Genomic DNA, 18985 nt, shown 5'->3' with positions numbered 1-18985 from the left:
CGACGACTATTTTCTCAGGGTAGCCCGGAGCCTGTCCGGTTTAATGACCAGGTCAAAAACGTCCAGGATATCGGTGCACACAATATCTGCCGAGAAAACTGACGAACAGCAGGCCCCTTCCCTCTGAACAAGGGCGACCCCAAGTTCTGCTGTTTCAAGCATCAGCCTGTCGTTGCTGCCATTGCCCACGGCCATAACCGTCTGCTGACCGAGCTCCTGAACATAATGCTGTTTCTGGCGTTCCTGGTCTTTTTCGCCGATGATATGAAGAGTCACGTCATTGTTGGCCAAAGCGGCGGCAACGGTGCCATGGGTATCCGCCGTTACCACGTGCACCTGAAGACGTTCGGCCAGGATGGCAAGTTTTTCCTCCACACCGTCGAGCAGTAGTCCATCCTCGGCCATGGTGCCGTTGTAGTCGAGCACAAGATGGGCCAGGCGGATGACGCCTACCCCAGGAACAGTAATCTGTATCATGATTTTTCCCCAAAAACCGCATAATCAACGCGGTATAGTTATTTCTTTATGGCCGTGATAACCGATGACTCGTTTGGCACATCGATCCTGTGTTGTTTGACCTGGCTGAATCCGCAACGGTGCAAAAGCGATGTGACCTCGGCACTGGAATAGGAGCGCCCCCCGTCGGTACCGACCAGCATGTTCAAGGCAAAGAGTGCCGGGAATTCAGGTCCGTCTTTTTCTGCGTTGAGAAAAAAATCATGGACCATCAGCAAACCGCCTGGGTCGAGCAGCTGCGCTGCCTTTATAATAAATTTTTCACATTGCTCAAGAGTGTTGGAGTGAAGGATATGAGACATCCATACCGCATCGTAAGAGTCGTCCCCCAGGGGATCGACGGTAAAATCCCCGCCGACAAACCGGATTCGTTCCCCCAGCTGATACCGGTCAACGGTTTTCCGGGCAAAAGGTTCCGTGGTCGGCCGGTCGAAAATGACCGCTTTCAGGCCAGGATTTTTCAGGCAGAACTGAATTGCATAAGTCCCTGGACCGCCCCCCAGGTCAAGGAGATGTTTTCTGTCTTTCAGCGGAAATTTTTCGGCAATCTTCGGTGCCAGGTTAGAGGCGAGGTTGAACATGCCCAGCAGGAAACTCTCCCGCTCCGCCTGCTCTCCATAGCTTCTGCGCGCAACCTTTTTGCCGGTCGTCACAGCCTTGTCAAGCTGTACCCAGCCGTCCATTATATGGTGGTGATGTTTTATAATATGCCCCTGGTACGAGGGGCTCTCTCTCACCAGAAACGTTTTTGAAAATTCACTGTTGCAATACCTTCCCCCGACTTTGTCGATCAGCTTGAGGGCGGCGAGTGCGTCCAGAAGCAAAGAGGTGGCCCGGGGGTCCGTCCCCGCGTTGCAGGCAACTTCATCGGCGGTGCTGTCGGTATCGCCAAGGCAGGAGAACAGGTCCAGCCTCACGGCGGCCTGCACCACACACCCTTTCCAGTAGCCGCTTGATATATCGAGCAATTTACCAACACTCCACCCTGTTTCCATGACGATCCTCCCCCGCATTTGTTGCCAGAACATGAAAAAACGCACCTGCCGGCATCGATTTTACCGGTACATTATCCTTATTTTTCTTGCCTTTAAACGAAAATAGCAGCACTTTGATGTGGTGTCAGTATAAAGCGAACCCCATTCTGTTTACCAGAACAAACAATTGCCAATAAAATGAAACCTGACAGAGCCGAAGTAAGTGATAAAGAGTTAAAAAGAGTCATTGCCGACTTTCTCGACATGGGGCACGTTGAGAACATCGTGGCGATGTTTCTCCGCGAACCCCGCTACTATGCCTGGACCGGCGAAATCCTTCATGACGAACGGCTCAGCGTCCGCCTTGGGGTGATGGTTCTCTTTGAAGAACTGCAGCTGGTTGACCCGGAAAACCTGCACCTGGCCATCGCCTCGCTGGCTGAAGTTGTCCGCCACGGTCAACCCCTTTACCGGGGAGAGGCCGTATCCCTGTTAGGGGTGATCAACACATGCGATGCCCGGTATATTATCGAGCGGGCACTGGACGACGAAGATGTCCACGTAAGAGAGATGGCAAAACTCACCCTTGCGGATATGATATGAGCAGCAACAGAAGCGAAAAAGGCAGGGGACGGCTGAAATGGCCATGGTGGCTCAGTGTTGTCGCCGCCGCAATCAGCTATGCCGGCCTTAAGTATGGTGTGCAAAAACTTCATCGGGGCCACCCGGATCTCGACGGTCTTGTCACAATTTTTCCCGAACTTGCTCCTATTGTTGCTATTTTATTTCTGCTCCTCGGAGCCAAGCAGCTCTACGACGACGCTCCCCCGCCTGGCGCCGGAAGTGGCGGGGAAAATGGCGAGACCGGTCCCGAATCCTGCAGGGAGGATAACAACGAAAAACCTGAATAAACCTGGAGTTGGTGTAATCTTTCTGATCACAAATCCAGCTATCGTCCGGGTGCTCTGCAGCACCGCGGCCTACACCGGATACGGGAAAAAGTCTGGTGAAAGGAATTTAGGAGTAATCCTCTTTTATTTTTACCAGAAATTAGCTATTATTGACCGGTTGACCTGCGTCCGGAAATCCGGCTGCGCATCTCGGTTCAACCTGATAACAACGCAACCATGCTTGACGATACTGATAAAAAAATTCTTTCGATCCTCCAACGCGACGGGCGAATTACCAACTCTCGCCTGGCCCAGCAGATCGGGCTGTCGCCGCCGGCGGTCCTGGAGAGAGTCCGGCGTCTTGAGGCATCGGGGGTGATAGAGAGGTACATCGCACTCCTTAACCGGGAAAAAGCCGGATACAACGTCCAGACCATTGTCATGGTTTGCCTGAGCCATCACCAGATATCTTCTTTGCAGAAGGTGAAGGAGAGGCTGACGCAGATGGAAGAGGTGCTCGAGTGCCACCAGCTGACCGGGGACGTCGACTTTCTGCTGAAAGTGGCGGTAAAGGATATGGCCGGCTATACCGATTTTGTCAATAACAAGCTTTCCGGCATTCCCGGTATCCAGAATGTGAAGACGTCGTTTATCCTTGATACCCTTAAAAACAGCACCTCACTCAAACTGCTTGATGACTGATCGCTGAATTTTACGTGTCCCTGTGGGATGTGTCACATGCAAACCAGCACAGGGACATGCAGCGGCGATCTGTCACAGCCTGAAAACATAATACAATCCGATCCAGGACTTGCTTGTCATCTCTTACCTGAGCTTGTAGCGACGGAACATGGCGACATTTCCGGGTGATAATTTATCCGTTTCGGAGTATATCGACACTTTTTTCTTTTTGCGTACCATCAACGGTTCAAAACTCAAAGCGGACTGAACAGATATGAAAACCAGAGAAGATCTAGTAACACAGGCGCTGGCACTTGTCGCTTCCGGCAACAGGACGCTTGATACCCAGTCAGCATCCACTCATTCGAGCCCGGTTGTAAAGGAGGAGCTATTCCATGAATTCAGGATAGGTTCTCTCTCCTACCTCAGCCGTGTTTTCGGAGCCAACAGCACCTACTACCAGAGCTTTAAATCGGAGGTAACCCACGCCACCGCAAGTCGTACCAGGAGGGGTGTCGGCATCCTTTCAGCCGCCCGGAAAGAACTGGAAGGCAACTGGCTGGAGACGACCAGGGGGGCGATAAGCAAAGACATTCTGACCTCCATCCTCAAACTCGCCAGAACCCACTTCGACCAGGGGTGTCTCCACGCCGCGGTCATTTTGGCCGGCGGGGTCATCAACGAGCTGTTGCAGCAGCTGTGTCTTGCCCAGAATATCAGGCTGTACAATGAAATCCAGGGTAAAGCAGTTGCCAAAAAGCCGCTGCAGCTCTGTGGTGAAGCGTACAAGAAAAAAATTATCGACCGGCAGCAGAACAAGCAGCTGATCTCCTGGATCGAGCTCTGCAACAGCGTCGCAGGCAACCCAGGCGAACCGGCAGCAGAAGGACAAGTCAAGCAGATGCTCAGCGGAACCCAGAGTTTTTTGGCACAGTCCACCCTGTAGCGGTGTAGCGGACCACCTGAACCAATTCATGGCAAAACACTTGCTCAGCCCTTAGTGCAACCAATGACCACAGAGCTTCCCCTACTCAGACCGGACACCCAGCTCTATATCTACTATATAGAAGGTGTAATCCCAGCCAATTACCCGATAGTTACTGACAATTTTGCTGGAAACTGGGTCGAGGACAATTTCAGTTTTCTCTTTTTTACCCAACCATCGCCGGACCAGGTTGCCCAAATAGTGGACGACTGCGGGGGGCTGAAACTTATCGACGAATATGAGATGAGCTATGCCGAATGGCAGGGTGGTACCGTCGAACCGGTTAAAATCGGGCGGTTCATTATCAACCCCACATGGATCAAGGCGTCCCCCGCAGAAAACGAGATTTCCCTCACCCTTGACTCGGGGGTCGTGTTCGGCAACGGCAACCACGCCACGACCCAGACGTGTCTTGAAGCCATCGATATCGCATGTTCCGGAAAAAAAGTGACAAGCATGCTCGATCTGGGGACAGGCACCGGAATCCTCGCTGTTGCGGCTGCCAATCTCGGCTGCCAACATATAGTCGCTGTTGACTTCAACTATCTCGCGGCCCAGACGGCGCTAAGAAACGTCAGGCTCAACGGCCTGGAAGATCGCGTAATCGTCGTCAACGGCCGGGCGGAAGAACATATCGCCGGCCCCACCGACCTGCTGGTCGCCAACATCCATTACGACGTGATGAAAAAAATCGTTGCAAGCGACGGTTTTCTCAAGCAAAAATGGTTCGTTCTTTCCGGATTGCTGACAACCCAGGCGGAAAAGATCGTCGACCAACTTCGCAACCTACCGGTGCTGATCCTCAAAAGATGGAATCAGGATCAGGTGTGGCACACCATCCTGGGCATCACCCGGAACGGTTGACCAAACGGGCGGCAGATGTGTCAATAGACCTGGTCTGCCGCCGAAGATTGAGTGTACAACAAGCCGTTTAGAGTTCTTCCAGGGCTCTGATTCTCGCTTCAAGGGGCGGATGGCTTCTCAACAACTCGGCAATCCCCCCTTTTTTAGACCTGATACCGAATGCCGCGACCTGATCGGGCAGACGTGACGGTTCATGGTGGGCCTGCAGACGCCTCAGGGCACCGATCATTTTCGTTTTGGAGGTAAGAAAAGCGGCCCCTTTATCCGCGGTAAATTCCCTTTTTCTTGAAAACCACATCACGATAAAGGACGCCAGCAGGCCAAAGGTCATTTCAAGGACGATAACCACGGCCATGTAGCCGAAAAATCCAAGTCCTTCCCCCTCCTCGTCGCTGAGGAAATTATTTATGATACCCGCAGCGATTCTCGACAAGAAGATGACAAAGGTGTTGAGCACTCCCTGAATAAGAGACAGGGTCACCATATCGCCGCATGCAACGTGCGTCATTTCATGGGCCAGCACCGCTTCAACCTCGTCTTTCGACATGTTCTCAAGCAACCCGGTCGACACGGCTACCAAAGCGTCGTGCTTCTTCATGCCGGTGGCAAACGCGTTCATATCCGGCGAGTGATAGACTGCAACTTCAGGCATACCTATCTCCGCCTCCTTGGCCATCCTTTCAACAGTGCTGTACAGCCACTGTTCGGTGCTGTTTGCAGGCTGTTCTATAACCCTTGCCCCGGTCGATTTCTTGGCTATCCATTTCGACATGGCAAGTGAAATAAAGGAGCCTCCCATGCCAAACAGAGCGGCCATCACCAGCAATCCCGACGTGGAGCGGCTGTCCACACCGAGAACAGACATCACCACCCCGAGAAGAACAAGTATTGCCAGGTTGGTCGCGACAAACAAAACTATCCGTAACACTTAAGCCTCCATCATTTTTAATGACGTTATAACAGTGCGTCCCGCCTATCGGAGCCACACGTCCTTTTCACCTGAATTGTAGTATAACCATCCTTTTTTACAGCGCAAATCGGACGATTACATCTTTATGCGATTATCCTCGCAACCGTATGTCAGTCAAACTCCTGCAGCACTTTTTTGACGACATTGCCGTCAGCGGCGGCTCCGAAATGATTCATGATGGGCTTCATCGCCTGCATACGATTGGCCAACGCGCTGAAATCGATATTTTCCTTAATCCAGCTGCGAATTTCCTCTTCACTCGCCTGGCTGGGCAGGTACTGTTCCATTATCTGCAGAAAGGAGGAATCCTCCTCGCCTTTGGCATTGAGAAGCTCTCTTTCCGACTTGATCAGTTTTTTTATAATCGCGATCACCTGGTCATCACTGAGCTCTTTTTCTACCTGCCGCCCGAATTCTCCCATGAGGATCCTTATCGCCCCGGTCCGGTCACTGTCCTTGGCCTTCATCGCGTTTTTCAAATCGACGCGCAGCTGTTCCTGTAGTGTCATCTTTTCTCCAGATTATGTTATTGGATAAGTAGCGTTACCAGCAAAAATCGTATTACTATATACCCAGACAAGATACCATTTCCGGCTGACCCAACACAATATTTTCCGGCAGGTATCCGGTAAAATTCATTTTTCACGTCAGCGGCGTTTATGCCACCTGCAGTGTAATAACAGCGGAGCAGCAACCTGATTCCCCAGATGATTACGGTTACAGCAGCAATTATACAGAATAACGGCAAAGTCCTTGCGGCCAGACGAGGACCGGGCAGACATATGGCAGGCTACTGGGAATTTCCCGGAGGAAAGCTTGAGCAAAACGAACTTCCAAGAGAATGTCTCAAAAGAGAACTGCGGGAAGAGCTCGGCATCTCGTGCAGAATTGACAATTTTTTCTGCGAATCGATATACCAGTACGACCAGGTCGTAATCAGGCTGCTTGCTTTTCTCGTCACCAGCAACACCAGGGTTTGTTCACTCAACGATCACGACAAGCTGCTCTGGCTGTTGCCACACCAGCTCAAGCGGCTCCGCTGGGCTCCGGCTGACATCCCGATAATGGAAAAGCTGTTGAGGATGCATGGGGAGCCCCCCCTTTAAAATCGCTGGGGAAATCCGCTCAGAACATTGTTTCTTCAATAGGTATGAAAAAAACACGAATTGTGTTATACTTATTCTGCACGTAAGGTCCAGGGTCATCTTCGGAGGCTTATTCGCCTCCATCTTCCCTCTTTATAGTTTCTTAGCACTGAGTATTCCAAAAGTGTTATTTCATTTTAAACAGGTGATTACCAATGCAGAAAAATCGCTTACAAAAGCTACGTCAGATTATTGCCCTTTCACCGGAGATCGAGGAAATTTTTCTCTCTCCCCTTTTGCTCGACGAAAAGAGAATGCAGCTGCGCGTCTATCTTTCAAACATGCTGCTGGCCGTTTTCAGCGAGACGGACAAAATCCCCCCGCTCGAATGGATAGTCTGCCGCGACGCCACCTGGGTGATGCGTAATATTCTCACCGCGCGCAGTGAGGAATTGTCCGGTTTTTCTGTGTTGAAATATGTAGACGCCCTGCTCAACAACAGCTCCGAAAAGCAGCCGCCGCTCACCGCCGATTTTCTCGCCGAACTCGAGCACCTGCTCAAAGGAATCCAGGGAATCTCCAACATATACAAGGAAAAAGCACCTGCTTTTCTGCGCCACAGTGGTCGAAAAGCTGCCAAGATGCGTTCCACTGACCTCTCCAGGATGGCGAGACAAACACAAAAATATCTCAACAGATACCCGACCGGAATCGATGACGATCTGGTGCGCATTCACAGCAACAACAAACAAAGACTGTTCGAGTACTTCAATATTTCCGAACTCGAGTGGCACGACTGGCACTGGCACACCAAAAACATTATCAGGGATGCGGCCACCATGTCAGAGCTCGTCGAACTCAGCGACGAGGAGAAACGAGCCATAGAGAGAGCCAGATACAACAAGATACCTTTTGGTATTACGCCGTATTACCTCTCGCTCATGTCCCATGAAAAAGGAAGCGAGTGGGACGCTGCCATAAGGGCACAGGTTATTCCGCCGATCGATTATGTCGACCAGATGATCCAGCATAAATCAAACTCGTCCTGCTCCATGGACTTCATGATCGAGCACGACACCTCACCCATAGACGGCATTACCAGGCGCTATCCCAACATCGTCATCCTGAAGCCGATTCTCACCTGTCCGCAGATCTGTGTCTACTGTCAACGCAACTGGGAGATAGAGGATGTCTATTCGCAAAACGCGGCGCTCAGCCGGGACAAGCTGGAAAAAGCGCTCCAGTGGATCGAAGACACCCCGGAAATCAACGAAGTGCTGATCACCGGAGGAGACCCGATGCTGCTCCCGGACGACAGGATCGAAGAAATACTGAGCCGGCTGGCCGGTATTGATCATGTCATCAGAATCCGTATCGGTACCCGGACTTTCGTGACCCTTCCGCAAAGGATAACCGACTCCCTGGTCCGTACCATCACCCGCTTCCACGTTCCGGGAAGACGGGAGATCGTCATGGTAACCCATTTTGAGCATCCGACTGAGATAACGCCCGACGCGATGACCGCGGTGCAGAAATTCAGGCTATTCGGAGTGGAAGTGCTTAACCAGCTGGTCTACACTTTTTACAACTCTCGAAAATTCGAAGCTGCCGCACTTCGCCAGAAGCTGCGGTTGATAGGGGTAACGCCATATTACACTTTCAACACCAAGGGCAAGGAAGAAACCGACCGCTACAGGGTTCCCATAGCCAGATTGCTGCAGGAACAGCAGGAGGAGGCGAGACTGCTCCCGGGTACGGTCCGCACCGACGAAATTGTTTTCAACGTACCCCGGCTTGGGAAAAATTATCTCAGAGGGGCGGAAAACAGAGATGTAATCGCTATTTTACCCGACGGCAGAAGGGTTTATGAATTCCACCCATGGGAAAAAAAGCTTGCCCTGGTCGACACCTATGTTTATACCGATGTGTCGATATACCAGTACCTGAAGCGGTTGAGGCAAGCCGGTGAACAGGTCAAGGATTACGAAACCATCTGGTACTACTATTAATTCTACACCAGGAAAAAAACATGGCCTTCCTTCCGGCTGTCGAAACCACGACTACAACCGAGCCAGACAGCGCAGTTATCTGGCTCCACGGCCTGGGAGCCGACGGTAATGATTTCGCCCCCATAGTGCCTGAATTAAGACTGCCTTCCGGGCTCGGGGTGCGATTTATTTTTCCCCATGCCCCATCGATACCGGTCACCATAAACGGCGGTTTTGTGATGCCGGCCTGGTATGACATTGTGGAAATGGATATCGACAGGAAAATCGATCTGGACGGACTGCTCGCATCAGCAGCCCTGGTCAGAGCTTTTGTCGACAGGGAACAGGACAGGGGGATCGATACCCGGCGTATCATCGTCGCCGGCTTCTCCCAGGGGGGAGCGGTCGCCTATCAGGTGGCTCTGAGCTATCCCAAACCACTTGGCGGACTGCTTGCCATGTCCACCTATTTTGCCACCGGCAGCACCGTTACTCCTACCAGCTGCAACCAAGATATACCGGTTATGGTACACCACGGCAGTTACGACAGCGTGGTTCCGGAACAACTGGGACAACAGGCAGCAAGCAGTTTAAAATCCCGCGGATATACAGTACACTATCGGACATATCCCATGGAGCACGGTGTATGTCCGGAACAGATCGGGGACATATCCCACTGGCTGCAGCAACTGCTAAACAACTGATACGTGTTACAGGTGTCCCTATGGAATCCATAGCCTTTATCGCCGAACAAAAAATCGTCCAGGCAATGAAAGAGAGAGATCTTACCGCGTCAAAGTGGAAGAACAAGCCGCTGCCGCTCGATGATGACCGCCTTGTTCCCGACGACCTGAAAATGGCATACAAGCTGCTGAAAAACTCCGGCTACCTGCCTCCTGAAATCGAAGAGCGAAAAGAGGTGCAGAAACTGGAAGACCTTATCGCCGCAACAGAAGACGAACATGAAAGGGTGAGGCAGATGAAGAAACTGAACGTGCTGCTGATGAAAGTCGAGGCACGGCGTTCATTCACCTCGAATATAGCAAGCCAGCAGGACTATTACCAAAAGGTTGTCGAACGCATCAGCGTCAAGTCAAAAGTCCCCGGGAAGTGATCCGGAAGTCCTGAAAAACTCGCGGTCAATATTATGCGCACAATTATCTCCGGCAAAGACGGTGAATATCTGGCCAGGGCGGTTACCCTGCTGCAACAGGCATCCTGTCCCCTGGCTCTAACCGGAGCGGGTATTTCGGTCAACAGCGATATCGCCGACTTCCGCAGCCCAGGCGGGGTCTGGACCCGCTTTTCTCCCGATGAATACGCTACCCTTGAGGTATTTCGGCAAAATCCGCAAAAAGCGTGGCGGCTCTATCGGGAAATGGGAAGGGGGCTGATCGGCAAAAAACCGAACAAGGCGCACCGCACCCTGGCCCGGCTGGAACGGGCAAACCTCATAAAAGCAGTCATTACCCAGAACGTCGACAATCTTCATCAGGTGGCCGGCAGCTCCAGGGTGTTCGAGATCCACGGCGACCACCAGCACCTGCAATGTCTGCAATGCGGCGATATTGTCGAGGTTGAACAGCAACACTACCAGGCGGACACCGTCCCCCATTGCCCCCACTGCAATTTTCCCTATAAGCCAAATGTAGTGCTGTTTGGCGAGGATGTTCGTCACCTGAACACCATCACCAACATCATCCATCAATGCGACCTTCTGCTGGTCATCGGTACCTCGGCCCGGGTTTATCCCGCCGCCGCCCTGCCGGAGACGGTGAAACAGCGCGGCGGCAAAATCTTTGAATTCAACCTTGAACAGACACTGGGCTCTGACAGCAGAGGGGCAGGAAGAAGTATTACCGACTTTTTCTTCAAGGGGGATCTCGCAACGACCCTGCCAACATTTGGCGAAGCCGCGCTCAACCAGAGGTAACGCTCTAAAACCGGTCGATTTTTCCACCAGGCTCGGGTTGTTTTGCATCCAGGGTGGTCTTTAACAGAAAACAACCGACCGGGATATAGGAAGCGAGCGCCAGACCGGCGATATTGGGAAAGATCACCTCGGTTTCCGGCGAATATATGAGCAGATAAGCCACCAGCAGCGGCAGTTTATCGAACTGGAAAAAGGTAAAAAAAGCGAGCACGAAACGCCTCATAAGATCCGGTTTGTCCTCCGTGCCACCCCTTGAGGCGAGATAGAACAAAACGCAGGAAGCCGTAACCCCGGCCAGATAGAAACAGGTCCCCCCCAGTACTTCCGCCGTAAGGGCCGAAGCGGCCATTTCGATCCTTTTTTCATCACTGGGAAACCAGTAGACGGACGAGAGGAAAAGAGTCGCCAGATAACAGCCTATCCCCCACAGGAAATACTTGAAGTGGCAAGCCGAAACAGCCTGCCTGTCGGGTTTTCTCCCCTTGTAGAAAAACAGTATCACGACCATCGCCAGGAGTATCGCCGCAACTGTGAAATAGGGCCAGGCCTCAACTCTTTCATAGACCGGGAATATGCGACGGTCGGATTCGACAGGCAGCGCAAACAGCAGCCCCAGAAAAAAGGAACTGAAGGCGCCGAATCCTATCAGCAGGCCGGTCATCAGACTGGCCAGGCCGGTCAGGTAGCTCATCCCCGCAACCAGCGAGGCAAATCCACCAATGAATATTCGAATAATCATCCAGACTCAGTGATAATAGTGGGTATGCGGCAACGTCTGCTGTTCTTGGTTACACTAGAAGTATTAACCCATATTTCATGAAGTTACACCACCTTTGTTGAGCAAATTCCAGGAACGTCCACAACCGTCCTTCCCTTTTTCCATTAACCAACTGACAATTCAACAGATTTTCAACACAGAGAAGGTTTCAACCCCACTCTTGCCACCACATTGTGGCATGATTAAAGTGGTGAGCAGGAGAATACCGACAATTTTTCAAGAGATAATATGAGTACGACAACAGCTAACACTCCCCTGACATCGCTGAATTTTGACAACAGCTTCACAGCCAGGTTGCCGGCAGACCCGGAACTTGACAATTACCCCAGGCAGGTATACCACGCATGCTACTCACGGGTTAAACCGGCGCCTGCGGATAAGCCCAGGCTGGTTGCCTACAGCAGCGAGGTGGCCAAGTTGATAGGGCTTGATCCGGACGAGTGTTGCTCCGCCCTTTTCAGAGACGTGTTCGTCGGCAACACTGTTCTTGACGCAATGGAGCCTTTTGCAATGTGCTACGGTGGACACCAGTTCGGCAACTGGGCGGGACAGCTGGGTGACGGCAGAGCGATCAATCTTGGTGAGGTAGTCACCGGCGACGGCACCAGATGGATGCTGCAGCTCAAAGGTGCCGGCCTCACTCCCTACAGCAGGCGGGCGGACGGCCTGGCCGTGCTGCGCTCGTCCATCAGGGAATTTCTCTGTAGTGAGGCGATGCATCACCTGAAGATACCGACCACCAGGGGACTGAGCCTGATTACCACCGGAGAGTTGGTGACCAGAGATATGTTCTACGACGGACACCCCAGGAAGGAACAGGGTGCGGTGGTGTGCCGGGTCTCCCCTTCGTTTACAAGATTCGGCAATTTTGAGATACACACCGCCAGAAACGATATAGCGTTGCTCAAGCAGCTGGTCGACTACACGATAGAGACCGATTTTCCCCACCTCGGCCCTCCTTCGGTGGACACATACCTTGCGTGGTTTGCAGAAATCTGCGAAACCACCGCCGCCATGATCGTTGACTGGATGCGGGTCGGTTTTGTTCACGGGGTGATGAACACCGACAACATGTCGATCCTCGGGCTGACAATCGATTACGGTCCCTACGGCTGGCTCGAAGGATATGAGCCCGACTGGACACCCAACACCACCGACAGTTACGGCCGCAGGTACAGCTATAAGAACCAGCCACATATCGGGCAATGGAACCTGGCCCAGCTGGCCAACGCCATCTATCCGCTGATAGGCGAAGTGAAACCGCTTGAGGATATCCTGGCCATCTACAGCAAACGTTTTCTGGCCGGATGGAATTCGATGATGGCTGCCAAACTTGGGCTGTCCGGCTTCGTATACCGGACTGACGACCAGTTGCTGAGCGAGCTGCTGGACATCCTGCAGCGGGTCGAAACCGATATGACAATTTTTTTCAGGAATCTTGCGAAAATCCCTGAACATTTTTCCGGCAACAGCGGGACGGACCCACTTGCCCCTCTCATGGACGCATACTATTTTCCCGATCGGCTCGACATGGATTACAGGGCACTGATCACTGCATGGCTTGAAAAATACGTAGGCAGACTGGACCGGGACAGCCTTGACCCGGTCGCGCGCAAAGCGAAGATGAACAGCGTCAACCCCAAGTACGTCCTGCGAAACTATCTGGCGCAGATGGCAATCGACAGGGCTGAAGTAGACGATCCGTCGATGATAGAAGAGTTGCTTGAGCTTTTAAAGCATCCCTATGAGGAGCAGCCGTCAAAGGAAAAATATGCGGTCAAAAGACCGGAATGGGCTCGACATAAGCCCGGATGCTCCATGCTTTCATGCAGTTCATAAAAAAAAGTGGCCCTGCTGTTTGATACTCCCTGTCGACCCCACAGAGTGAGACCTGACCATAAGGGGCAGAAAAAAAAGGTCGCCGTAAAATATTCTACGGCGACCGTTTATCTCTGAGCTTATGTGCAGCGGACAGCGCTAGTTCCAGATCACATTTTTGTCAAGATACTCACGCTGCTGTTTGAGGGTAAACGCCTGAGCTTGAGGCCTGGTCCAGTTCCTTCTGTTCAAAGCGCAGACAAACTGCCTTCCGTCTCTTACCTTCACAAGGATAAAAGCTTCGTATGTGCCTCTCATGGTGTACTCCTCCTTGTTGTCTGTAACTCTTTTTAGCCTTCTTACGGTTTCCGTCCGTTTGTCGACAGTCCCCGAAGACCGATTAAAAATCACGCTAACACCGGAGTAACGTCCGTTTCTTCCCCATCTTTTTTTACTTCTGTCGAAAAACCGAGAGCTCAGGTTTTTCATTTTCCTATTATACGCATTCCTACGCGGTAGGACCAGCATAAAGCGCAAAGTAATCGACAACATCGCCCGTTTTGTCGACCGGGAATTGGTTTTTCCCTCGGTTCTTTTCCACCGCTGTCATGAGCCATGGCCGCCCCCCTGCGGATTTCACCGGTCCGGTCCTCACCGTTAGCACCATAACGGGAGAGCAGGTCTTTTACATGATGGCCCGCATGGTCACATCAACAGGACCAGCGACAAAGAGGCGAAAGAGAACAGCGTGGAAACAACGATTGCCGCCGAGGCGAGTTCGGTATCGGAACACATCTGAGAAGAAAGTACATAGATTGCTGTTGAGGTCGGCAGGGCGAAAAATATCATCCCCACTTTAAAAGGCAGGCCGACTACCCCGAGCAGGATAAACATAAGGTACCCAGTTGCCGGGAGGATCACCAGCTTACAAGCTGAGGCCACCAGCGACAGCTTCAGATGCGCGCGGCTTCCGGAAAAAGTCAAGCTGCCGCCGATGGAGATAAGAGCCAGCGGCAGGGCGGGCATGCCGATAAGAGCAAAGGCGTTATCCAGGAAAACCGGAAAATTCCCCACCAGGCTTGCGTATGTCAGGCCGGCACAACAGGCCAGGATCAATGGATTGGAGACGATAGCCCTGATGGTCATAGTCCACCGTTTGCCCGGTTCATATTCCTTTTCCGAAAACCAGAGCAGCAGCGAGACGGCAAAGAAGTTAACAACCGGAATGGAAAAACTTATGGCAAGTCCGAAATACCGCAGCCCTTCCACCCCCAGGCTGTTGAGCACCACCGCCACGCCAATATAGGTGTTGAACCGGTAACAGCTCTGGGAAAACGATCCGGCCTGGAACGGCGAAATACGTAAAGCCCAGATTGCCAGGGTTGAAAGAACAAATATGGTGACAACCGTCAAAAGACACGCCAGGCAAAATGCCCAGTCGATACCCGCATCAAACGATGTTCCGCCTATCTTCCAGAACAGCATCACCGGGAAAAAGAAATAATAGATGAGCCGGTCAACGGTCTGCAGAAAAAACTCGTTGGTGAGGCCGCGAAGTCTCAATAATTTTCCGACGACCAGCAGGATAAATACCGGAAAAAGGGACTCAAGTACTATCAAAACATTCACCTGAACCAAAGGAAAAACCGCACCCGGCAGACCATTCCCCGGTGCTGGTTGATAATATACCCGGCGGGAATTTGCCGCTTGCTTTAACAAGAATTCCTTGACTATACTTAAATATGAACAAGGGCACGATAAAAAAACAAGGTCTTCCACGAACACCAAGAAAATAGAGACAAAAGGGGGAAGATATGGACACTGAAATAGGCAGACGACTACAGATTCTTGAGGAAAAGTTTGAATACCAGGACCAGACCATCGAGGCCCTGAACAATGTCATCATTGACCACCAGCAGCAGATCACAAAACTTGAAGAGAAGATAGTTCAACTGCAGACATTGCTGCAGAGGTTCCAGGCCGAAAACGAATACCCAAACGACAAGAAACCTCAACGTTACTGAACCGTTCTGCAACAACCGACCGGTTCATCACGGCACCATCTCCCCCCGGTAAAAAGGGATACAAAATCTCTTCGCTCTGGTCTTGTGGGCCAGACTATCAGCACAGAACGTCTCAGCCGGATATAATTTCTTCTGTCGAAGGTGTTACTCTATGGAGACCAGATGGATATTTTTTTTATAAACAACAAATTCGTCAGCAAGGAGGATGCTGTTATTTCGGTAAACGACCTCTCGCTGCTGCGCGGCTACGGAGTTTTCGATTTTCTGCGGACCTACAACGGCTGCCCGTTCTACCTCAAGGAACATCTCAAAAGATTTGCAACATCAGCAAGGCTTATCGGTCTTTTCCTGCCGCTGCCCGAAGATAGAATAGGAGATTTTGTCAGGGAGGCGATCGACAGGAGCGACCATCCGGAGAAAAACGTCCGGCTCCTTCTCACCGGAGGGGTGAGCGACAACGGCATCACCCCCGGAGATAATCCGCAACTGATCATTCTCGTGACAGCGGTTGAAACTCCCCCCGGCCATTGGCTCGACAAGGGGGTCAAGGTGATTACCAGCCATGTTGAGAGGTTCATGCCGCCCGCCAAGACCATCAATTACATTCCGGCAATCATCAGCCTCAACAGCGCCGCCCGGCAGGGTGCCATCGAAGCGATATACGTTGATAAAGACGGCTATATGCTGGAGGGAACCACGTCAAATTTCTTTGCGTTTAAAAACAATACCCTCATCACTCCCCCCGGCGACCGTATCCTTGCCGGAATAACCAGAAACGTTGTCCTGGAGTTGGCGAAAAGCCGGTTTGAACTGGTTGAGCGCAGGGTGCACAAAGACGAAATCGCCCTCTTTGACGAATCCTTCATCACCTCCTCGACCAAGGAAGTCGTGCCGGTAACAACAATAGATGAGGTGACTCTCGGCGATTCGCCAGGGCCCCGCACAACAAGGGTGCTCTCTTTGTTCCATGAATTCACCTCATCATATGGCAAATAGCGCCCATATTTCAAGAGGCTATCCAGGTCCTGGCCAACCTGCACGAGATGTTGCTGTCCAGGACGATCCCTCACCCCCGGAGCCTGGCGTACGATGCAAGAAGAATCATCTCGCCGTGGTTGTCAAAGTCTACCAGAAGACGCCCCTGCCGCCTGTCCCGCACCGCAACAACCCTGCCGCAGCCAAACTTCGGGTGAACAACACTCATACCCTCGTGAATCTGCTCTGTTCGCAGGATCTCCATCTCCTTTAGCTCCCCCCGCTCACCGGCACTACCTTCCCTCTGCTTGTCTGCAGACTCCACCAGCCGGATCGATGAACCGACAGCGGCAAGATATGTTCTTGCAATACCGATATCAGTTGCGGCGACGGTCCTGGTGTCGCTTTCCCGTTGCTGCTCCAGGTACCTGCCGAGAAGAACGGACAGTCCCGGATTCGCCTCAAACAGAAACCTGCTGGCCCGGCTCGGCTCGCGAACCAATGCGCCATGGGCAGCGATGCTTTTTTTCAGTGAAACATCTGCGGGGTGAATAAGAACCAGCCTCTCGACAGCCCGGGTCATGCCAACGTAAAACAGCCTCCTCTCGTCCTCCATGTCTGTTGCAGCATCCTTTTCTCGAAAAAATGGAAAGACTCCCTCCTCCAGCCCGGGAAGGATGACAAGCGGCCACTCAAGCCCCTTGGCCCGATGCACGGAAGTTATCAGGATCCCCTGTCGATCCTCTTTGACCCGCCCGCATTTGAATTCATCGATGGTGTCGACGACTCCCTGGACAGACAACCCGCGTTTGCCTGCAAAATCGATTAAAGCCTCACAGGTCCGGACCCGGTTTTCCGCCGCTGCCGCCCTACCGGAAAATGAATGATAAAAATCATAAAGATCGAGTCGTTTGACTATTTTTTTCAGAAAATCAGCACCATTTTCCCCGGGATCGACACCCAGCAGCCATTGCCACGTCTCCGCGGCTCTGGCAAATCTTTTCCTGATAAAAGGCGGATAGTCGCCGTTTTTCCAGCCAAGGATGACGGCAGGAACCGACCCGGAATCGTTGGCGCAATGAAGTGCCACCGATTCGGCCAGAGTTTCGATCTCTTTTTTTTTGATCCCTAGGTGGGGCTGGCAGAACATCGCCGTCAAGATCCTCCTTCTCTGGTCAAGCGGTTCGTTTTGCAACGTATCCAGGGCAAGCTTCAGGTACCCGGTGAGCCCCAGGATCTCCTCACAATCAAAGATATTCGCGCCCCCTTCGAGGGTATAGGGGATGGATGCTTCAAGCAGGGCTAACTCTACGGGTACCGTCTGGGCGAAAAGACGCACCAGAATAGCGGCTTCTCCAAGCGAGCGCCCCTTTTCCATCCATGTCCTGAGAACCGCCACCAGTCGATCGGTGGCTCCCTGCTCAAGGCAGCAGAGTTCGGTCGGCCCCTTCAGCGGATGGGATATGCACTGTTTGCCGTCGCGCTTTATGTTGTTGGCGATGAGATGGTTGGCGGCCAGTGAAAGCCGGTGGCCGTAACGAAAGGTGTAGGACAGGCGATACTCGGCGGGGTTTGCAAAATCGGCAGCGAATCTGGTTGTCATATACTCCGGCCGGGCGCCTCGCCATTCGTAGATGCATTGATCGACATCCCCTACCGCCATGACCCTGGCTCTTTCTCCGGCAACAATTCTCAGGAGATGCTGCTGGGTTTCGTTAATGTCCTGGTATTCGTCGACTATTATATGATCGACCCGATCGGCCACCCAACGGATCAAGTCAGCATCACCTCGCAGAGCCATCAGGGGATCGTAGATCAGATCGGCGAAAAAACGAAGACGCTGTTTTTGCCGCATCTGCTCGAAAAGTAAAAAAGCCGCCGGGAAAAAATCGAGCCTTTTGGGAAGATCGAGCCGGCTGAAGACGGTGTGCGGCGTTTCAACACAGGACTTGACCCGGTCAATAAATGTCAAGAACTCCTCGACATCCTCGGAGGTAAGGATCCCCCCCTCCCCTTGCTGCTGCCGACAGACTTCGTTTGCCACGCTGCGTGCAAGACGCTCGGCTACATATTCTTCGGTTACCAGCCGACAGCCGGCAAGACTGCCTCGCCGGGTAAAACTGTTGACAAGGCGCAGGCCAAGAGAATGAAACGTGCGGATCTCAGGGAGTTTTCTGTCAACTGCGGCAAGGCGACTGCGCATTGTTTGCTCAAACGATTGTCTGGCTGAGCGATTGAACATCAGGACCAGGATATTTTCGGCGGCGATTCCCCGTTCAAGCAGGCGACCTATCCGCTCGACCATGGTGGTCGTCTTTCCCGAACCGGCGACGGCACTGACACGTGCATGACCGCCCCGGTGGTTTATAATACGCAACTGCTCGCTGGTTAAATTCATCTGTTACAACTGCACCCTCAAAGAGGAACAGCACCCGACTGCCCCTCTTTTAGCAATATAAAATCCGGGCCGGCTGCGGCCCTGTAGTGTTTACCCGGGATCTGAC

General features: G+C 52.4%; 21 protein-coding genes. 13 read left to right on the top strand and 8 right to left on the bottom strand.

Annotated elements, in window-relative coordinates:
* Nucleotides 1-6 precede the first annotated feature (6 nt).
* Nucleotides 7-477, bottom strand: coding sequence for an HAD family hydrolase (locus BLQ17_RS04540; protein WP_092220239.1), 471 nt, complete (start codon nucleotides 475-477; stop codon nucleotides 7-9).
* 38 nt (nucleotides 478-515) lie between these two features.
* Entirely contained in the window at nucleotides 516-1544 is a 1029-nt protein-coding gene (locus BLQ17_RS04535; RefSeq protein WP_218121717.1) for a methyltransferase, read from the bottom strand.
* Nucleotides 1545-1688: 144 nt separating this feature from the next.
* Here BLQ17_RS04535 and BLQ17_RS04530 point away from each other — a divergent pair, with 144 nt between their 5' ends.
* The 5 genes from BLQ17_RS04530 to BLQ17_RS04510 all read left to right on the top strand — a co-directional run bounded on the left by BLQ17_RS04530 (nucleotide 1689) and on the right by BLQ17_RS04510 (nucleotide 4910).
* The gene (locus BLQ17_RS04530; RefSeq protein ID WP_092220237.1) at nucleotides 1689-2093 is read left to right on the top strand and encodes a HEAT repeat domain-containing protein; all 405 of its coding nucleotides are present in this window, start codon (nucleotides 1689-1691) and stop codon (nucleotides 2091-2093) included.
* On the top strand, nucleotides 2090-2401 hold the full coding sequence (locus tag BLQ17_RS04525) for a hypothetical protein (RefSeq protein ID WP_092220235.1): 312 nt from the start codon (nucleotides 2090-2092) through the stop codon (nucleotides 2399-2401). Before BLQ17_RS04530 ends, BLQ17_RS04525 begins: the two co-directional genes overlap by 4 nt.
* A gap of 216 nt (nucleotides 2402-2617) precedes the next feature.
* Nucleotides 2618-3082, top strand: coding sequence for an Lrp/AsnC family transcriptional regulator (locus BLQ17_RS04520; RefSeq protein WP_092220233.1), 465 nt, complete (start codon nucleotides 2618-2620; stop codon nucleotides 3080-3082).
* Nucleotides 3083-3335: 253 nt separating this feature from the next.
* Complete coding sequence (locus BLQ17_RS04515) at nucleotides 3336-4007, top strand: hypothetical protein (protein WP_092220231.1); 672 nt, start codon at nucleotides 3336-3338, stop codon at nucleotides 4005-4007.
* A 63-nt stretch (nucleotides 4008-4070) separates the two neighbouring features.
* Nucleotides 4071-4910, top strand: coding sequence for a 50S ribosomal protein L11 methyltransferase (locus BLQ17_RS04510; RefSeq protein WP_092220229.1), 840 nt, complete (start codon nucleotides 4071-4073; stop codon nucleotides 4908-4910).
* 67 nt (nucleotides 4911-4977) lie between these two features.
* Here the strand turns inward: BLQ17_RS04510 and htpX are convergent, their stop codons facing one another.
* Both htpX and BLQ17_RS04500 read right to left on the bottom strand, forming a co-directional pair.
* Nucleotides 4978-5838: a protease HtpX gene (gene htpX / locus BLQ17_RS04505; protein ID WP_092220227.1), complete on the bottom strand. Its 861-nt coding sequence runs from the start codon at nucleotides 5836-5838 to the stop codon at nucleotides 4978-4980.
* Nucleotides 5839-5990: 152 nt separating this feature from the next.
* On the bottom strand, nucleotides 5991-6389 hold the full coding sequence (locus BLQ17_RS04500) for a GatB/YqeY domain-containing protein (protein WP_092220225.1): 399 nt from the start codon (nucleotides 6387-6389) through the stop codon (nucleotides 5991-5993).
* 198 nt (nucleotides 6390-6587) lie between these two features.
* Here BLQ17_RS04500 and BLQ17_RS04495 point away from each other — a divergent pair, with 198 nt between their 5' ends.
* The 5 genes from BLQ17_RS04495 (at nucleotide 6588) to BLQ17_RS04475 (ending at nucleotide 10886) form a co-directional block, all read left to right on the top strand.
* Nucleotides 6588-6986: a (deoxy)nucleoside triphosphate pyrophosphohydrolase gene (locus BLQ17_RS04495; RefSeq protein ID WP_092220223.1), complete on the top strand. Its 399-nt coding sequence runs from the start codon at nucleotides 6588-6590 to the stop codon at nucleotides 6984-6986.
* 194 nt (nucleotides 6987-7180) lie between these two features.
* Entirely contained in the window at nucleotides 7181-8974 is a 1794-nt protein-coding gene (locus BLQ17_RS04490; RefSeq protein WP_092220221.1) for a KamA family radical SAM protein, read from the top strand.
* Nucleotides 8975-8994: 20 nt separating this feature from the next.
* Nucleotides 8995-9657: an alpha/beta hydrolase gene (locus BLQ17_RS04485; protein WP_092220219.1), complete on the top strand. Its 663-nt coding sequence runs from the start codon at nucleotides 8995-8997 to the stop codon at nucleotides 9655-9657.
* A gap of 20 nt (nucleotides 9658-9677) precedes the next feature.
* Entirely contained in the window at nucleotides 9678-10067 is a 390-nt protein-coding gene (locus BLQ17_RS04480) for a DnaJ family domain-containing protein (RefSeq protein WP_176761086.1), read from the top strand.
* 33 nt (nucleotides 10068-10100) lie between these two features.
* Entirely contained in the window at nucleotides 10101-10886 is a 786-nt protein-coding gene (locus BLQ17_RS04475) for an SIR2 family NAD-dependent protein deacylase (RefSeq protein WP_092220216.1), read from the top strand.
* Nucleotides 10887-10890: 4 nt separating this feature from the next.
* Here BLQ17_RS04475 and BLQ17_RS04470 read toward each other — a convergent pair whose 3' ends face one another.
* A complete protein-coding gene (locus BLQ17_RS04470; protein WP_092220214.1) occupies nucleotides 10891-11625 on the bottom strand; it encodes a hypothetical protein in 735 nt (244 codons plus the stop codon).
* 267 nt (nucleotides 11626-11892) lie between these two features.
* On the opposite strand from BLQ17_RS04470, the gene BLQ17_RS04465 reads away from it, so the two are divergent.
* Nucleotides 11893-13503, top strand: coding sequence for a protein adenylyltransferase SelO (locus tag BLQ17_RS04465; protein WP_092220212.1), 1611 nt, complete (start codon nucleotides 11893-11895; stop codon nucleotides 13501-13503).
* 138 nt (nucleotides 13504-13641) lie between these two features.
* On the opposite strand, the gene BLQ17_RS22485 is transcribed toward BLQ17_RS04465, so the two are convergent.
* Together BLQ17_RS22485 and BLQ17_RS04460 are read right to left on the bottom strand one after the other, a co-directional pair.
* Entirely contained in the window at nucleotides 13642-13800 is a 159-nt protein-coding gene (locus BLQ17_RS22485; protein WP_176761085.1) for a hypothetical protein, read from the bottom strand.
* 387 nt (nucleotides 13801-14187) lie between these two features.
* Complete coding sequence (locus BLQ17_RS04460; RefSeq protein WP_245694991.1) at nucleotides 14188-15111, bottom strand: AEC family transporter; 924 nt, start codon at nucleotides 15109-15111, stop codon at nucleotides 14188-14190.
* A 185-nt stretch (nucleotides 15112-15296) separates the two neighbouring features.
* Between BLQ17_RS04460 and BLQ17_RS04455 the strand changes: the two genes are divergently transcribed.
* Entirely contained in the window at nucleotides 15297-15506 is a 210-nt protein-coding gene (locus BLQ17_RS04455) for a SlyX family protein (RefSeq protein ID WP_092220210.1), read from the top strand.
* Nucleotides 15507-15668: 162 nt separating this feature from the next.
* Complete coding sequence (locus tag BLQ17_RS04450) at nucleotides 15669-16502, top strand: aminotransferase class IV (RefSeq protein WP_092220208.1); 834 nt, start codon at nucleotides 15669-15671, stop codon at nucleotides 16500-16502.
* A gap of 70 nt (nucleotides 16503-16572) precedes the next feature.
* On the opposite strand, the gene BLQ17_RS04445 is transcribed toward BLQ17_RS04450, so the two are convergent.
* Nucleotides 16573-18879 (bottom strand): ATP-dependent helicase, encoded by a 2307-nt coding sequence (locus tag BLQ17_RS04445; RefSeq protein ID WP_092220206.1) that lies wholly within the window; start codon nucleotides 18877-18879, stop codon nucleotides 16573-16575.
* Between the last annotated feature and the right edge of the window lie 106 nt (nucleotides 18880-18985).

This window comes from Desulforhopalus singaporensis, from assembly GCF_900104445.1.
Taxonomy (GTDB): Bacteria; Desulfobacterota; Desulfobulbia; order Desulfobulbales; family Desulfocapsaceae; genus Desulforhopalus_A; species Desulforhopalus_A singaporensis.
Note: the sequence above shows the minus strand (reverse complement) of the source record. Positions and strands in the feature narration are given on the sequence as shown.

Bases quoted from the DNA above. Each gene is read 5' to 3' on its own strand.
- BLQ17_RS04540 (WP_092220239.1), bottom strand. From the start codon at position 477: ATGATACAGATTACTGTTCCTGGGGTAGGCGTCATCCGCCTGGCCCAT.
- BLQ17_RS04535 (WP_218121717.1), bottom strand. From the start codon at position 1,544: ATGTTCTGGCAACAAATGCGGGGGAGGATCGTCATGGAAACAGGGTGG.
- BLQ17_RS04530 (WP_092220237.1), top strand. From the start codon at position 1,689: ATGAAACCTGACAGAGCCGAAGTAAGTGATAAAGAGTTAAAAAGAGTC.
- BLQ17_RS04525 (WP_092220235.1), top strand. From the start codon at position 2,090: ATGAGCAGCAACAGAAGCGAAAAAGGCAGGGGACGGCTGAAATGGCCA.
- BLQ17_RS04520 (WP_092220233.1), top strand. From the start codon at position 2,618: ATGCTTGACGATACTGATAAAAAAATTCTTTCGATCCTCCAACGCGAC.
- BLQ17_RS04515 (WP_092220231.1), top strand. From the start codon at position 3,336: ATGAAAACCAGAGAAGATCTAGTAACACAGGCGCTGGCACTTGTCGCT.
- BLQ17_RS04510 (WP_092220229.1), top strand. From the start codon at position 4,071: ATGACCACAGAGCTTCCCCTACTCAGACCGGACACCCAGCTCTATATC.
- BLQ17_RS04500 (WP_092220225.1), bottom strand. From the start codon at position 6,389: ATGACACTACAGGAACAGCTGCGCGTCGATTTGAAAAACGCGATGAAG.
- BLQ17_RS04495 (WP_092220223.1), top strand. From the start codon at position 6,588: ATGATTACGGTTACAGCAGCAATTATACAGAATAACGGCAAAGTCCTT.
- BLQ17_RS04490 (WP_092220221.1), top strand. From the start codon at position 7,181: ATGCAGAAAAATCGCTTACAAAAGCTACGTCAGATTATTGCCCTTTCA.
- BLQ17_RS04485 (WP_092220219.1), top strand. From the start codon at position 8,995: ATGGCCTTCCTTCCGGCTGTCGAAACCACGACTACAACCGAGCCAGAC.
- BLQ17_RS04480 (WP_176761086.1), top strand. From the start codon at position 9,678: ATGGAATCCATAGCCTTTATCGCCGAACAAAAAATCGTCCAGGCAATG.
- BLQ17_RS04475 (WP_092220216.1), top strand. From the start codon at position 10,101: ATGCGCACAATTATCTCCGGCAAAGACGGTGAATATCTGGCCAGGGCG.
- BLQ17_RS04470 (WP_092220214.1), bottom strand. From the start codon at position 11,625: ATGATTATTCGAATATTCATTGGTGGATTTGCCTCGCTGGTTGCGGGG.
- BLQ17_RS04465 (WP_092220212.1), top strand. From the start codon at position 11,893: ATGAGTACGACAACAGCTAACACTCCCCTGACATCGCTGAATTTTGAC.
- BLQ17_RS22485 (WP_176761085.1), bottom strand. From the start codon at position 13,800: ATGAGAGGCACATACGAAGCTTTTATCCTTGTGAAGGTAAGAGACGGA.
- BLQ17_RS04455 (WP_092220210.1), top strand. From the start codon at position 15,297: ATGGACACTGAAATAGGCAGACGACTACAGATTCTTGAGGAAAAGTTT.
- BLQ17_RS04450 (WP_092220208.1), top strand. From the start codon at position 15,669: ATGGATATTTTTTTTATAAACAACAAATTCGTCAGCAAGGAGGATGCT.
- BLQ17_RS04445 (WP_092220206.1), bottom strand. From the start codon at position 18,879: ATGAATTTAACCAGCGAGCAGTTGCGTATTATAAACCACCGGGGCGGT.